Here is a 14446-nt window from a genome sequence, read left to right as displayed (position 1 = left end):
TCCTGCCTGCCCCATGACGCGCCATGGAACCTGCTGAAATCGATACTCCATACTTCTTTTTGCACCAACGTAGTGCACACCCCGCACCAGACGCACTATTTTAGTGCTACAGTTCAATCCTGGTGCAGTCGGCGACTCACGGGAGCGCGCATCATAGCGCTTTTTGCACCAAATAAAAAAGTTGGCATAGATTTCGCTTTAACCTGTTTAAGCAAAAAACATCTGTTTCCACAACGGTTGATAGCTTGTCAGAGATCCTTACTATCTTTATTGGGCACAGAATCGCTATGTGCAAAGTATAAAAGGCTCTCTTACTACGACAATGAAAAATCCAGGAGATTATAAGTATGTCCGCTGAAAACGTTCTGTCGATGATGAACGAGCACGAAGTCAAGTTTGTCGACCTGCGTTTTACCGATACCAAAGGTAAAGAGCAGCACGTAACCATTCCTGCTCACCAGGTGAATGCCGACTTCTTCGAAGAAGGCAAAATGTTTGACGGTTCGTCCATCGGCGGCTGGAAAGGCATTAATGAGTCCGATATGGTTCTGATGCCTGACGCAACGACTGCGGTCCTGGATCCTTTCTTTGAAGATTCAACCTTAATTATCCGCTGTGACATTCTTGAGCCAGGCACCATGCAGGGCTACGACCGCGACCCACGCTCCATCGCTAAGCGCGCTGAAGATTTTCTGCGCTCTTCTGGCATTGCCGATACCGTGCTTTTCGGACCTGAGCCTGAATTCTTTATTTTTGATGATGTGCGTTTCGGCAGCAGCACCGCTGGCTCTCACGTTACCATTGATGATATCGAAGCCGCCTGGAACACCGGTAAAGAATATGAAGGCGGCAACAAAGGCCACCGCCCGTCGCTTAAAGGCGGTTACTTCCCGGTTCCCCCGGTTGACTCAGCACAGGATATACGCTCAGCCATGTCTCTGACTATGGAGCAGATGGGCCTGGTGGTTGAAGCGCATCACCATGAAGTGGCGACAGCCGGCCAGAACGAAGTGGCCACTCGCTTTAACACCATGGTGAAAAAAGCGGACGAAATTCAGATCTACAAATACGTAGTGCATAACGTTGCCCACGCCTACGGTAAAACCGCAACCTTTATGCCTAAGCCGATGTTCGGCGATAACGGTTCCGGCATGCACTGCCATATGTCGCTGGCAAAAGATGGCAACAACCTGTTCTCCGGCGATAAATACGGCGGCCTGTCAGAAACTGCGCTGTTCTATATCGGCGGCATCATTAAACATGCGAAAGCCATTAACGCGCTGACCAACCCGACCACCAACTCTTACAAGCGTCTGGTGCCTGGCTATGAAGCGCCGGTAATGCTGGCTTATTCAGCCCGTAACCGCTCGGCTTCTATCCGTATTCCCGTCGTTGCCAGCCCGAAAGCTCGCCGTATTGAAGCGCGCTTCCCGGATCCGGCAGCTAACCCGTACCTGGCATTTGCCGCGCTGTTGATGGCTGGCCTCGACGGCATCATCAATAAAATCCATCCTGGCGATGCGATGGACAAAAACCTTTACGATCTGCCGCCGGAAGAAGAGGCCGAAATTCCAAAAGTGGCCGGCTCGCTGGAAGAGGCGCTGAACTGCCTGAACGAAGACCGCGAATTCCTGACCCGCGGCGGCGTGTTCACCGACGACACCATTGATGCTTATATCGAACTGCGCAAAACGGACATTGATCGCGTTCGCATGACGCCGCACCCGGTTGAGTTTGAACTGTACTACAGCGTCTGATTGAGTAAGTTTTTAGATTCCACAAGCGTTGCGATCTTCAATCGACCCGCTGGTCGTCAGATTAGCAAGAAGACCGCCAGCGAGGTTGTGATGCAAAAGGCGTGGAAGATTTTTTGTTGCCGTGGAAACTTTCAGCCCATCTTCGGATGGGCTTTTTTCTCCGCGAATTCATCATCAGAGATGATGATATTTGGGTAAAACCACTATAATGCACTAAAACAGTGCAGGGAAAGACTGAATGGCAACTGGCACGCAGCCCGATGCTGGGCAGATTCTCAACTCTCTTATTAACAGCATTTTGCTGCTCGACGACGATCTGGTGATTCACTACGCCAATCCGGCTGCACAGCAATTGCTGGCGCAAAGCTCGCGCAAGCTCTTTGGCACCCCGCTGCCGGAGCTAACGGGTTATTTATCCCTGAATATCGACGTGATGCGAGAAAGCCTGGCCGCCGGTCAGGGCTTTACCGATAGCGAAGTAACGCTGGTGGTCGACAGCCGCGCGCACATTATGTCGTTAACCGCCCAGCGCCTGCCCGATGGCCTGATCCTGCTGGAAATGGCGCCGATGGATAACCAACGGCGCCTGAGTCAGGAACAGATACAACACGCCCAGCAGGTTGCCGCCCGCGATCTGGTGCGCGGGCTGGCCCATGAAATTAAAAATCCGCTTGGTGGGCTGCGCGGCGCGGCGCAGCTACTGGCAAAGGCGTTGCCGGATCGAGCGCTAACTGAATATACCCAGGTCATTATTGAACAGGCGGACCGGCTGAGAAACCTGGTTGACCGATTGCTTGGACCGCAGCAGCCGGGAATGCACGTAACCCAGAGCATCCATCAGGTTGCAGAGCGGGTAGTTAATCTGGTCTCGATGGAATTGCCTGACAATATCACCCTGGTACGCGATTACGATCCCAGCCTGCCGGAGCTGCCCCACGATCCGGACCAGATTGAGCAGGTCGTTTTAAATATTGTGCGTAACGCCATGCAAGCGCTGGGTGAAGCCGGTGGCACCATCACGCTGCGTACCCGTACCGCATTCCAGCTAACGCTGCACGGCGTGCGCTATCGTCTGGTGGCACGGATTGATGTTGTTGATGATGGGCCGGGCATTCCAGCGCAGCTACAGGATACGTTGTTTTATCCGATGGTCAGCGGCCGCGAAGGCGGGACCGGACTTGGCCTGTCTATTGCCCGTAGCCTTATCGATCAGCATTCAGGAAAAATTGAATTTAACAGCTGGCCTGGCAATACCGAATTCTCCATTTATCTGCCGATTCGTAAATAGAGGTCTCTATGCAACGAGGGATAGTCTGGATCGTCGATGACGATAGCTCCATCCGCTGGGTGCTTGAGCGTGCGCTCACCGGAGCCGGTTTAAACTGCGCGACCTATGAAAGCGCAAATGAAGTGCTGGATGCGCTGGCAAGCAAGACCCCGGACGTTTTACTGTCGGATATTCGCATGCCGGGTATGGACGGCCTGGCGTTGCTGAAGCAAATAAAACAGCGTCATCCGATGCTGCCGGTCATCATTATGACCGCCCATTCCGACCTTGATGCGGCAGTGAGCGCCTATCAGCAAGGGGCATTTGATTACCTGCCAAAACCCTTTGATATTGACGAGGCCGTGGCGCTGGTCGAGCGCGCTATCAGCCATTATCAGGAACAGCAGCAGCCGCGTAACCAGCCGGTAAACGGCCCGACGGCCGATATCATCGGCGAAGCGCCGGCGATGCAGGATGTGTTCCGTATTATTGGACGGCTATCGCGCTCTTCAATTAGCGTACTAATTAACGGCGAGTCCGGCACCGGTAAGGAGCTGGTGGCGCACGCGCTGCACCGCCACAGCCCGCGCGCGAAGTCGCCGTTTATCGCCCTGAATATGGCGGCCATCCCCAAAGATCTTATTGAGTCCGAACTGTTTGGCCACGAGAAAGGGGCTTTTACCGGCGCCAACCAAATCCGTCAGGGCCGTTTTGAGCAGGCTGATGGCGGCACGCTGTTTCTTGATGAAATCGGTGACATGCCGCTCGACGTGCAGACCCGCCTGCTGCGGGTGCTGGCTGACGGCCAGTTTTATCGCGTCGGCGGCTACGCGCCGGTAAAAGTAGACGTGCGTATCATTGCCGCAACCCACCAGAACCTGGAATTGCGCGTTCAGGAAGGGAAGTTTCGCGAGGATCTCTTTCACCGCTTAAACGTAATCCGTATCCATTTGCCGCCACTGCGTGAGCGCCGTGAAGATATTCCCCGCCTGGCGCGCTATTTTCTCCAGATTGCCGCTCAGGAATTAGGGGTAGAGGCCAAAATCCTCCATCCGGAAACCGAGGTCGCTCTGACACGACTGCACTGGTCCGGTAACGTGCGCCAGCTGGAAAATACCTGTCGCTGGCTGACGGTAATGGCCGCCGGCCAGGAGGTGCTGATTCAGGATCTGCCCGGCGAGCTGTTTGAAAGCGCCACGCCGGACAGTCCGGTGCAATCGCTACCGGATAGCTGGGCGACACTGCTGGCCCAGTGGGCCGATCGGGCATTGCGTTCCGGTCATCAAAACCTGCTATCTGAAGCGCAGCCGGAGATGGAGCGCACGCTGCTAACCACCGCGCTGCGCCATACCCAGGGTCATAAGCAGGAAGCCGCAAGGCTGCTTGGCTGGGGGAGAAATACCTTAACCCGTAAGCTGAAAGAACTTGGTATGGAATAGGGGCATATACCTCAATTGCACAAGGATGTTTTCATCAAATTGCAATTATTTCGCGCTTTACATAGCGGCAACGTTGAGTATCATTCCCGACGGCTTTCGGGGGAATAACTATGTTTGAAACTATTTTTCATCTTCTGTCACAGGCATCGCAGCATACCCATACGCCGCAGACTGCTTTTGTCGCGATCCTGTGCGCGGCGATGTTCAGCTTTTTTAGCTGAAATGCAAAACGCCCGGTTAAATACGCCGGGCGCTTCGTTTACTTTTAACGTTATCAGACGTCAGATTACCCGCGAATACTGGCGCTGCTGCAGCTTACGCTGTAGCCAGCGATCGAAGCACATACAGATATTGCGGATCAGCAATCGCCCTTTCGCCGTTACCGTCAGCCCCAGCACCGAACGCTCAACCAGACCATCAGCGACCATTGGCGCCAGCCTTGCCAGTTCCTCGGCAAAGTAGCTTTCCGCATCAATGCCCCAGAGCTGGTTAAGCTGGCTAAAATCGAGAGAGAAGTTACAAATCAGCGATTTGATCACCTCGCGACGCAGGCGATCGTCGTCGTTAAGATCCAGACCACGGCAGATGGCGCTGCCTTGCGTCTCGACCAGCGCCGCCCACTGGCGCAGCTCTTTATCATTCTGACCGTAGCTGTCGCCAATCATACTAATGGCGGAAACCCCCATCCCCAGCAGATCGCAGTCACCCTGAGTCGTATATCCCTGAAAGTTACGATGCAGCTCACCGCGGCGCTGCGCCTGCGCCAGCTCATCGCCAGGCAACGCAAAGTGGTCCATACCGATAAACTGGTAGCCCGCCCCGCAGAGCGTCTTAATCGTTTGCTGTAAAATCGCCAGCTTATCGCCGGCGGATGGTAGCTCCGCCTCACGAATCTTACGCTGGGCGGCAAATAGTGACGGCAGGTGAGCATAATTAAATACGCTCAGCCGATCCGGATGGAGCGCCAGCACGCGTTGCAGGGTAAAAGCAAAGCTCTCCGGCGTTTGCATCGGCAGCCCGTAAATTAAGTCAATGCTGGTCGAGCTGAACCCCGTAAGTCGGGCGCGCTCGACTAAAGAGAAGATAAACGCTTCATCCTGCACCCGGTTTACCCGTTCCTGCACCGTCTTATTAAAATCCTGAACGCCCATGCTAAGGCGGTTAAAACCCTGCTCGCGCAGATGGTCAATCATCTCCAGCGGGATTTCGCGGGGGTCGATTTCAATGGAGATCTCCGCGTCGCTGGCAAAATCAAACTCAGCGCGCAGCAGCGACATCAGGCGCTGTATCTGGTCGGCGGTTAAAAAGGTTGGCGTACCGCCGCCCCAGTGCATCTGGGTAACCTTACGCTGACGGAACAACGCTGCGCGCGCTTTAATTTCTTTGAATAACGTTTGTAGATAAGCCTCAGCTTTGTGCTGCTGGCGAGTAATCTGCTTATTACAGCCGCAAAAATAGCAAAGCCGGTGACAAAACGGGATATGCAAATAGAGGGACAGCGGCCGCGCAGGATAGCGATTTGCCGCCACGCGAAAAGCGGGCTCTTGCCAGCTGTCATTAAAATCCAGCGCCGTCGGATAGGATGTATAGCGCGGCCCTGAGGCGTTATATTTTTCGATCAGCGCCTGATCCCATTCAATCTCCGGCGTGCTCATGGCGTTTCTCCCTCTGGCGTGGTTCACGAAGATGCAAGCCTGACCCTCGTTTGAGATGCTGCGATGAGGTGCGAAGACGCAGGCGTGTTTTCAGGCGCATCAGTCGGAAAAGTTTAACTAATAGCCAGCCGAGGTAACACGCCAGAATTATACCGATTATTGATCCAGGCCAAAAAATCATCAGATATCACCGTAAAGCACGCCGCAGCTATCTTGCGCTGGATCACGCTTAAGCCATCAGGAGTGTCCGCCTTTCAGTAACCGGTACATATCTTCTTCCGCGCTCTCATCTTGATCGCCGTCATCCAGAGCAATGCCCAGCTGCTCCATCAGGGTGTCGATGCGATCTAACGTCTGGTCCAGCCAGACCTGATCTTCACCGCTGAGCGAGTCGCCATTCTCCAGCCGATCGAGCAGCGTATCCAGGCGCTCGTCATTTTCCAGCATTGCCAGCTCTTCTTGCGGTGGCATCGTGGCTTTTGGCGGCGCCTCCGGCAGCACCGATTTACCCGCTGGATTGCTCCTGGTAGCCTGAGCGCCAGATCCGAGCGGAACCGGCGTTTTACTGCCGATGCGCGGATCTTTTGGCTTAGCGCCGCTTGTCCCTTTTTGTGACTGCACATCCGGATTGCCGCGGCTACCCGCAGCGTTACCGCGATGCTTCTTGTCGCGCTTACGATCGCGCGCTTCCTGGTTCAGCGTTTCACGCGTCTTACGTTTGGTTTTATTGCCTGAAGAAGTGCGTGCGGGTTGCTTCATGATATTTGTCTCAGCGATAGTTTCCTCAAGGGATTGCCGCGGAATCTAGCAGAAAGTGCATAAAGAAAAAAGGCGGCAGGTCACCCTGTCGCCTTTTTTCGCACCTTCCGCAGAAGGGCTGACCTTGTCAGCATCCATGTTAGCATACAACGTCCCGGTTTATCCGTTTGCCTGTCGCTCTCCTGAGCTGCGTCCTTTCCTTATGTTTCCTCCGGAAACTTGTCCCTTCCCTGCTCTTCATCATCCTGAAGCTCCCTGAGCGCATCCTCCTGATGGTGTTCTTCCAGAGCACGAGATTAAATGTAGACTAACCAGTCAAAGTCTCAAGATAGTAACTTGCGAAATTTTTATTCAATTATGCATAAATGTTATACTTGATTGTTTTTTAAAATTTTTTATAGTCTGCCCAGGATAAAAATACAGTTTAAGCTTGCATATTTTATGGCAAATATCTCACAAGAAACTGTCAACGTGAGTTAAGAAGAACTTCTCAAGCTTTCCCGGTATAATTCCCGCAAAGTCTAATCTGGAGTATCAATTGTGTCAGCCTGGAATTATCACGTTACCCGATTTGTCACCAGCGCGCCGGATATTCGCCATCTTCCTTCCGATACCGGAACAGAAGTGGCCTTTGCCGGGCGATCTAACGCCGGCAAATCAAGCGCACTAAATACTCTGACCAATCAAAAAAGCCTTGCCCGCACCAGTAAAACACCGGGGCGCACGCAGCTTATCAACCTGTTTGAAGTTACCGAAGGTAAACGGCTGGTCGACTTGCCAGGGTACGGCTATGCGGAAGTGCCTGAAGAGATGAAGCTCAAATGGCAGCGCGCGCTGGGTGAATACCTGGAAAAACGGGCCTGCCTGCGGGGCCTGGTCGTATTGATGGACATTCGTCATCCAATGAAAGATCTGGATCAGCAGATGATTGAATGGGCCGTAGATAGCGAAATACCGGTGCTGGTGCTGCTGACCAAAGCGGATAAGCTGGCGTCAGGGGCGCGTAAAAACCAGCTGAATATGGTAAGAGAAGCGGCGCTGGCTTTTATGGGCGATGTGCAGATTGAGATGTTTTCGTCACTGAAGAAAATCGGGGTAGATAAGCTGCGTCTCAAGCTTGATAGCTGGTTTGCCGCCGCAGATGACGATCGCCCTGCCGCAGAGTAACCCTTCCTGTAACCATGCTCAAAAATATCAGCGAGCATGGCTTTCCAGCCAATAAAAAACGCCCCAGTTACCTAAGCAACTGGGGCGGCTAATATTCAGCCAAATCCGATTACGTGAAGTAAAAGGTCTGAAAGATAGAACATCTTACCTCTGTACCCTACGCGATTAACTTTACCCGATTTTTTCTGACCGACAAAGCATTTTTTGTAGTTTATTTTCATCAATTACGGCTAATTACCAGACCCAACTCACAATATGACGCCGTAGTTGTAGCTAAATTACCAAAAAACTGCTGTTTCATTAACCAGTTAGTTAACCCGACTTCGCGGCCCACTGATGGGCACCAGCTGAGGCATTGCCGCCAGGCTCTGCTCAGTTGCTCAGTGGGCTTTATCCCAGTTCTCTCCCGTGCCGATATCCACCTGCAGCGGCACATCAAGCTTCATACTTGACTCCATCAGGCGGCGAATCTGCACTGAAGATGCTTCAATTTCGCCCTGTTGAACTTCAAACACCAGCTCATCGTGTACCTGCATGATCATCTTCACCGCTGGCTTTTCCTGCAACAGCCAGTCGTCAACGGCAATCATTGCGCGTTTAATAATGTCGGCAGCAGTACCCTGCATTGGAGCGTTAATGGCCGCGCGCTCGGCAGCCTTGCGACGTATTGCGTTGCCTGATGTGATATCCGGCAGGTAGAGACGCCGCCCTTCAAGGGTTTCCACATAGCCTTTCTCCGCCGCCAACGCACGCGTGCTTTCCATATAGTTCAGCACGCCGGGATAGCGGTCAAAATAAAGGTCCATATACTTTTTCGCTTCCCCGGCGCCAATGTTCAGCTGCCGGGAGAGACCAAAGGCGCTCATTCCGTAAATCAAACCAAAGTTAATCGCCTTAGCGCTGCGACGCTGCTCCCCGCTCACCTTATCCAGCGCAACGCCAAACACCTCCGAGGCGGTTGCTCTGTGAATATCCTGTCCCTCGGCAAACGCGCTGAGTAACCCCTTATCCTGGGACAGATGGGCCATTATCCGCAGTTCTATCTGCGAATAGTCTGCCGCGAGGATGCGATGTCCCTGCGGTGCGATAAAGGCCTGACGGATGCGACGACCTTCATCGTTACGCACCGGAATATTTTGCAGATTAGGATCGGTCGAGGAGAGTCTTCCGGTCGCGGTAACCGCCTGATGATACGAGGTATGAACACGGCCGGACTGCGGATTAATCATCAGTGGAAGTTTGTCAGTATAGGTGGATTTCAGCTTTGACAGACCACGATGCTCCAGAATAACTTTCGGCAGTGGATGGTTAAGAGCCAGCTCCGCCAGCACTTCTTCACTGGTCGAAGGCGCGCCGCCCGGCGTTTTTTTAGTGGGTTTAATGCCCTGCTTTTCAAACAAAATCGCTTGCAGCTGCTTAGGCGATGACAGGTTAAAAGGTTCGCCGGCCAGCTCATGGGCCTGCTGTTCAAGCTCTGCCAGTCGGCTGGTTAGCTCTTTTGAATGCTCAGACAATATCTTCTGATCGATAAGCACGCCGTTTCGCTCAATGCGCGAAAGCACGTTAAGCAGCGGCATTTCGATAGTTTCAAAAACATTTTTTGGCCCGCTCTCTTCTTTCAGCGCAGGCCACATCTTCAGATGCAGTTGCAAGGTTACGTCGGCATCTTCCGCGGCATAATGCGCTGCTTGTTCGAGCGCTATCTGGTTAAAGGTCAGCTGGTTTTTACCTTTCCCGGCAATGTCTTCAAAGCTGACGGTTTTATGATTCAACCAGCGTAGCGCCAGGCTGTCCATATCATGCCTGCCGCCTACGCTGTTGAGCATATAAGACTCCAGCATGGTATCGTATTCAATGCCGGATAGCTGAATGCCATAATTCTCCAGCACGCCGCGATCGTATTTCAGGTTCTGCCCGATTTTTCCCGGCTTTTTCCCTTCCAGCAGCGGCTTTAGCTTCGCCAACACGTCATCGCGGTCCAGCTGCGGCGGCGCATCAAGGTAGTCATGAGCAACGGGAAGATAAGCCGCTTCCCCTGGCGCAACGGCAAAAGATAAACCAACGATTTTGGCGCTTAGCGTATCCAGCGAGTCAGTTTCCAGATCGAAAGAAAAAACCTCGCAGCTGCTTAATTTCTTCAGCCAGACAGCAAAGGTTTCTTCATCCAGAATAGTGACGTAACCATCGGATGAGAGCACGCTGGCAGCCTCTTCTGCAGGCTCTGCAGCCTGCTGCTGCCCGGCAATCTCTTTTTGTTTCGCCGTATTGCTTTTCCTGCCCTGGAGCCATACACCTTCCTGAATATCGCTCAGCCAGCGCTTAAACTCATAGTGGCCAAACAGTTTCACCAGCGCTTCCACATCGGGTGGATTGACCGTAAGTTCATCCGGCGTCAGCTCAAGCTCAACGTCAGTTTTAATCGTAGCCAGCTGATAAGAAAGGAACGCGACGTCTTTATTTTGTTCAAGCTTTGCGCCCATCGTTTTAGCGCCGCGAAAGCCAAGATCGGCGACTTTATCCAGAGCGGCATACAGCGCCTCGAGACCGCCAAGCCCGTTAAGCAATGCCTGAGCGGTCTTTTCCCCAACCCCCGGGACGCCGGGAATATTGTCAGAGGAATCGCCCATCAGAGCCAGAAAATCAATGATCAGCTCAGGTGGAATACCGTATTTTTCAACCACTTCCTCCGGGCCGAGAATGGCGTTGTTCATGGTATTAATCAGCGTGATATGCGGCGTTACCAACTGCGCCATATCTTTATCGCCTGTGCTGATTAACACCGGGCGCCCCTGCTTTTCCGCCTGCTGCGCCAGGGTGCCGATTACATCATCCGCCTCAACGCCACTGACTGCCAACAAGGGCAACCCCATCGCTCTGACCATGTCATGCAAAGGCGCTATCTGCGCTCGTAGATCGTCAGGCATCGGCGGGCGATGAGATTTGTAATGCTCAAACAGTTCATCGCGGAAGGTTTTTCCTTTGGCGTCAAAGACCACGGCCACATGCGAAGGCTGATACTGCTGAAGCAGACTGCGCAGCATATTGAGTACGCCGTACATCGCGCCGGTCGGCTCGCCTGCGCTGTTGGTTAACGGTGGAAAAGCATGAAAGGCACGGTACAGGTAGGATGAACCGTCGACCAGAATAAGCGGATTTTCTGCGATTTTAGCCATTGTTATAGCATCTTCAGTCGTTGTCTAATTTACCACTAAGGATGCCACAGCTCGCCGCTAAAGACGACGTAACCCGCTTAATTAACCCTGAACTAATAATGCATTTGCGGCGGATCACGTAAGATCGTCCTGTGGATAACTTTGTGCGTAAAATTGCTAAGCTATTTAAATCTGAGAGATATTTATTAGATAAATATGCATAAATTGTTATAAATCAATAAATTGAAGTGATACGGCAATTGGTTTATCGACGTTAAGAGCATGATGCCAGTGTGGATATAAATTATTTTCTTAGCCTTCTACCCCCACAGATTTCCCTGAATATTGAATGATCTTCGGAATTTTCAGCAGTAATCCGGCTTCGTTTACCCCTAAAATAAAAAAACTGCGCCCCCAATTGCCAGAAGCCTGGCATGTGGGGACACAGTTGATCATACCTACAGATTTTATGCCTGGATTACTGTTTCTTTAACAAGAAGTTAATCAAATTAGCATAGTCCTGTACGTAATTTTCCTGAGAGGATGTATCCAGCCCGCCGTTGTTGACCATATATTTGCCGTTAACAAATATAGCCGGCACGCCGCGCAGGTTCAGGTCAGCTGCCGCTTTTTGCTGCTGAGCAACCAGCGCTTTGACTGCAAAGCTATTCCAGGCGGCATCATAATCTTCCGAGGTAATGCCCGCGGCTTTGATAAAGGCCGCTTTCAGGCTGGCAGCATCGGTGATGGTTTGATCTTTCTGAATGCCATCAAACAGAGGCGCGGTAACCTTATCTTCCACGCCTAAAGCCATAGCAACAGCCCATGCATGGGTTACGACCGGACCTAAATCACCGCCGAGGAAATCAACGTGGTATCTGGTCAGCTTGACGTCTGCGGGAAGGCTTTTTGCTACCGCTTCATTTACGTGCCATATGCGTTCAAACTGATAGCAATGCGGGCAGAAGAAGGAGAAAAACTCCAGTACGTGGGGCTCACCAGCAACGGGCTTATCCAGCATGACATATTGCTTGCCTTCGCTATAGGGTGCTGCAGATACGCTAAAAGCCAGGACCAGGCCCGCCAGCGCAAACAAAATCTTTTTCATGGAAAAATGCTCTCCTCATATTATCCCGATCGGTTAACAGATATTACCTGCTAAAAATCCGGTATCAGCCGTACAGGTGGTTCCCGTAGCAGCCTTTCCTGTTCAGTAAATAGTGCAATTTGTCGGCGCCAGAAATCCTCTTCCGTCATCCAGGGAAAGCTCCCGGGAAAAGCAGGATCCTGCCAACGGCGTGCAACCCACGCCAGATAATAAACCATACGCATGGCGCGTAAAGGTTCAACCAGTGTTAATTCGTTAACGTCGAACTCACTAAACTCCTGATAGGCTTCAAGCAGTACCTCCCACTGGAGACGCTGTTCCTGCTTATCGCCGTTGATTAGCATCCAGAGATCCTGAATCGCCGGCCCCGTACGGGCATCATCCAGATCGACAAATAGCGGCCCATCCCGCCAAAGAATATTGCCCGGATGACAATCACCGTGGAGGCGTAACGGCCGCCACTGAGTATGCCAGCACTTTTGTAAAGTTACGATCAGCCGCTCCAGAGCCGCAGAAAAAGAAATTCTCAGCCCCTTAGGAATCAGTTCACACTGCGTAAGATGCTGCTGGGGCTCATAAATATACTCCTGCAGATCAATTTGCGGGCGAACCTGAAAGGCAGCCTTTCCTGCGCTCTGGTGCAGTCGCCCTAAATAGCGCCCGACCCATTCCAGCTGATCAAGATTATCGGTTTCATACTGCCGGCCCCCCATACTGGGGAAAACCGCAAACATAAAGCCATTTTGAGTTAATAACGTGCTGTTGTTTAACGTGATCGGAGCGGCAACCGGCACCTCATCGTTTTGCAAATCGCAGGCAAACCGATGTTCCTCAAGAATTTGTGCCGCGCTCCAACGCTGCGGGCGATAGAATTTAACGACAAAGCGCTGCTTATCTTCATCGCTGAACTGATAAACGCGGTTTTCATAGCTGTTCAGCGCCGTCAGTCCCGACTCAACGCGAATACCGCTGTTCCACAGTGCATCGAGAATGGCGTCAGGCTCCAACGTGGAGAAATTAAAAGCGGGTTCAGTCATCCTGCATGTCCAGCTTTGAGAAAATTATCGATGCACAGCATAGCATTAAAGCGGCGTTAATGTGGCCGCGCTACTCTTTGATAATGCCGCGAGCTCGTAACAGGGCCGTTTTAAAATCGTCTTCATAATCTTTTTGTAAGCCTGGGATCATGCTGTCTTTGCTGGAGTTACGCATTTTCAAATGGTAAATCAATACGTCATCACTCAGCTCTGCTAATGGTGCATTAAAGCCTGCTTCCTGCGCCAGTTTCTGTAAAAATTGCATCAGATTAAGATCCGGCTCGCTTTGCCAGGCTGGCTGAAGAAGTTCAATCAGTTCATTGAGTCGATGATTTTTCATGATACTTTCCTGGGACATGATGTTAGACAATGCGGGCAGTCAGCCCGGTAAGAGGATATATGCGTAGCGACATTTTGCCCATTACCGGCGCACTTTTGGCTGGAGGCCAGGGCAGCCGTATGGGAGGGAAAGATAAAGGCTTACTGTTATTACAAGATATCCCTCTTTATCAGCATGTTCTGCGCAATTTGCAGCCTCAGTTCGACAGTGTAGTGATAAATGCAAATCGAAATATTGATCGCTATGCCGAAAGCGGGCTGCCGGTTATTACTGATAGCTTACATGGCTTCCCTGGTCCTCTGGCAGGCATGCTGGCAGTGCTCAGCGTAGTGACCACCCCCTGGGTAGCATTCGCCCCCTGTGACACGCCCTGGTTACCAATAGATTGGGCTGGCAGGCTCTGGCGGCAAAAAGGCGCTGCGCCAGCCGTCTGGGTAAAGAGCCGTGAGCGCGACCATCCGGCGCTGGCGATATTAAGCACGGCTTTATGTCCGGATTTACAAGTCTATCTTGCCGGCGGCAAACGTCGTTTAATGCAGTTTCTGACGGAGGCCGGCGGCCATGGGGTATTACTGGAAGATGAAGAGCGCTGTTTTGCCAACATAAATACCCCGGCGGATTTGCCCGAAGGGTAATACGCGCCGGGGAGGCTCCGCCGCAGACGCAAAAAAGCCCCGCGCTTTCGCACGGGGCTTCTTCTTTATATGATGCCTGGCAGTTCCCTACTCTCGCATGGGGAGACCCCACACTACCATCGGCGCTACG

13 protein-coding genes are annotated in these 14446 nt (G+C 52.2%); 6 read left to right on the top strand and 7 right to left on the bottom strand.

Translation table 11 applies throughout. The features are described 5' to 3' along the window. Positions 1-347 precede the first annotated feature (347 nt). The 4 genes from glnA (at position 348) to BTJ39_RS24385 (ending at position 4684) form a co-directional block, all read left to right on the top strand. Positions 348-1757: a glutamate--ammonia ligase gene (gene glnA / locus BTJ39_RS21040; protein ID WP_078004687.1), complete on the top strand. Its 1410-nt coding sequence runs from the start codon at positions 348-350 to the stop codon at positions 1755-1757. Positions 1758-1995: 238 nt separating this feature from the next. Further along, positions 1996-3045, top strand: a complete 1050-nt coding sequence (glnL, locus tag BTJ39_RS21035; RefSeq protein ID WP_078004686.1) for a nitrogen regulation protein NR(II) — start codon at positions 1996-1998, stop codon at positions 3043-3045. Between the two features lie 8 nt (positions 3046-3053). Further along, entirely contained in the window at positions 3054-4463 is a 1410-nt protein-coding gene (glnG, locus tag BTJ39_RS21030; RefSeq protein ID WP_078004685.1) for a nitrogen regulation protein NR(I), read from the top strand. Between the two features lie 110 nt (positions 4464-4573). Next, complete coding sequence (locus BTJ39_RS24385) at positions 4574-4684, top strand: YshB family small membrane protein (protein ID WP_096777768.1); 111 nt, start codon at positions 4574-4576, stop codon at positions 4682-4684. 60 nt (positions 4685-4744) lie between these two features. On the opposite strand, the gene hemN is transcribed toward BTJ39_RS24385, so the two are convergent. Together hemN and yihI are read right to left on the bottom strand one after the other, a co-directional pair. Beyond that, entirely contained in the window at positions 4745-6118 is a 1374-nt protein-coding gene (hemN, locus tag BTJ39_RS21025; protein WP_078004684.1) for an oxygen-independent coproporphyrinogen III oxidase, read from the bottom strand. A 237-nt stretch (positions 6119-6355) separates the two neighbouring features. Next, complete coding sequence (gene yihI, locus BTJ39_RS21015) at positions 6356-6877, bottom strand: Der GTPase-activating protein YihI (RefSeq protein WP_078004682.1); 522 nt, start codon at positions 6875-6877, stop codon at positions 6356-6358. A gap of 540 nt (positions 6878-7417) precedes the next feature. Between yihI and yihA the strand changes: the two genes are divergently transcribed. Then, positions 7418-8044: a ribosome biogenesis GTP-binding protein YihA/YsxC gene (gene yihA, locus BTJ39_RS21010; RefSeq protein ID WP_078004681.1), complete on the top strand. Its 627-nt coding sequence runs from the start codon at positions 7418-7420 to the stop codon at positions 8042-8044. Positions 8045-8139: 95 nt separating this feature from the next. Here yihA and spfP read toward each other — a convergent pair whose 3' ends face one another. From spfP to BTJ39_RS20990, 5 genes are all read right to left on the bottom strand, one after another. Next, entirely contained in the window at positions 8140-8187 is a 48-nt protein-coding gene (spfP, locus tag BTJ39_RS25545; RefSeq protein ID WP_071892919.1) for a small protein SpfP, read from the bottom strand. 237 nt (positions 8188-8424) lie between these two features. Further along, entirely contained in the window at positions 8425-11217 is a 2793-nt protein-coding gene (gene polA, locus BTJ39_RS21005) for a DNA polymerase I (protein WP_078004680.1), read from the bottom strand. Between the two features lie 457 nt (positions 11218-11674). Continuing rightward, positions 11675-12304, bottom strand: a complete 630-nt coding sequence (gene dsbA / locus BTJ39_RS21000) for a thiol:disulfide interchange protein DsbA (RefSeq protein ID WP_078004679.1) — start codon at positions 12302-12304, stop codon at positions 11675-11677. 50 nt (positions 12305-12354) lie between these two features. Next, positions 12355-13341, bottom strand: a complete 987-nt coding sequence (locus tag BTJ39_RS20995; protein ID WP_078004678.1) for a serine/threonine protein kinase — start codon at positions 13339-13341, stop codon at positions 12355-12357. Positions 13342-13411: 70 nt separating this feature from the next. After that, on the bottom strand, positions 13412-13681 hold the full coding sequence (locus BTJ39_RS20990) for a YihD family protein (RefSeq protein WP_078004677.1): 270 nt from the start codon (positions 13679-13681) through the stop codon (positions 13412-13414). Positions 13682-13740: 59 nt separating this feature from the next. Between BTJ39_RS20990 and mobA the strand changes: the two genes are divergently transcribed. Further along, the gene (gene mobA, locus BTJ39_RS20985) at positions 13741-14316 is read left to right on the top strand and encodes a molybdenum cofactor guanylyltransferase MobA (protein WP_078004676.1); all 576 of its coding nucleotides are present in this window, start codon (positions 13741-13743) and stop codon (positions 14314-14316) included. Positions 14317-14446 lie beyond the last annotated feature (130 nt).

Origin of the sequence: Izhakiella australiensis (assembly GCF_002006995.1) — a bacterium.
GTDB classification, from domain to species: domain Bacteria; phylum Pseudomonadota; class Gammaproteobacteria; order Enterobacterales; family Enterobacteriaceae; genus Izhakiella; species Izhakiella australiensis.
The sequence above is the reverse complement of the archived record's forward strand: the minus strand, read 5'-3'. Positions and strand labels throughout refer to the sequence as shown.

What these genes read in the sequence shown, in the direction of transcription:
- hemN (WP_078004684.1), bottom strand. Translation starts at nt 6,118, where the DNA reads ATGAGCACGCCGGAGATTGAATGGGATCAGGCGCTGATCGAAAAATAT.
- BTJ39_RS24385 (WP_096777768.1), top strand. Translation starts at nt 4,574, where the DNA reads ATGTTTGAAACTATTTTTCATCTTCTGTCACAGGCATCGCAGCATACC.
- BTJ39_RS20990 (WP_078004677.1), bottom strand. Translation starts at nt 13,681, where the DNA reads ATGAAAAATCATCGACTCAATGAACTGATTGAACTTCTTCAGCCAGCC.
- mobA (WP_078004676.1), top strand. Translation starts at nt 13,741, where the DNA reads ATGCGTAGCGACATTTTGCCCATTACCGGCGCACTTTTGGCTGGAGGC.
- glnA (WP_078004687.1), top strand. Translation starts at nt 348, where the DNA reads ATGTCCGCTGAAAACGTTCTGTCGATGATGAACGAGCACGAAGTCAAG.
- glnG (WP_078004685.1), top strand. Translation starts at nt 3,054, where the DNA reads ATGCAACGAGGGATAGTCTGGATCGTCGATGACGATAGCTCCATCCGC.
- glnL (WP_078004686.1), top strand. Translation starts at nt 1,996, where the DNA reads ATGGCAACTGGCACGCAGCCCGATGCTGGGCAGATTCTCAACTCTCTT.
- BTJ39_RS20995 (WP_078004678.1), bottom strand. Translation starts at nt 13,341, where the DNA reads ATGACTGAACCCGCTTTTAATTTCTCCACGTTGGAGCCTGACGCCATT.
- yihI (WP_078004682.1), bottom strand. Translation starts at nt 6,877, where the DNA reads ATGAAGCAACCCGCACGCACTTCTTCAGGCAATAAAACCAAACGTAAG.
- polA (WP_078004680.1), bottom strand. Translation starts at nt 11,217, where the DNA reads ATGGCTAAAATCGCAGAAAATCCGCTTATTCTGGTCGACGGTTCATCC.
- dsbA (WP_078004679.1), bottom strand. Translation starts at nt 12,304, where the DNA reads ATGAAAAAGATTTTGTTTGCGCTGGCGGGCCTGGTCCTGGCTTTTAGC.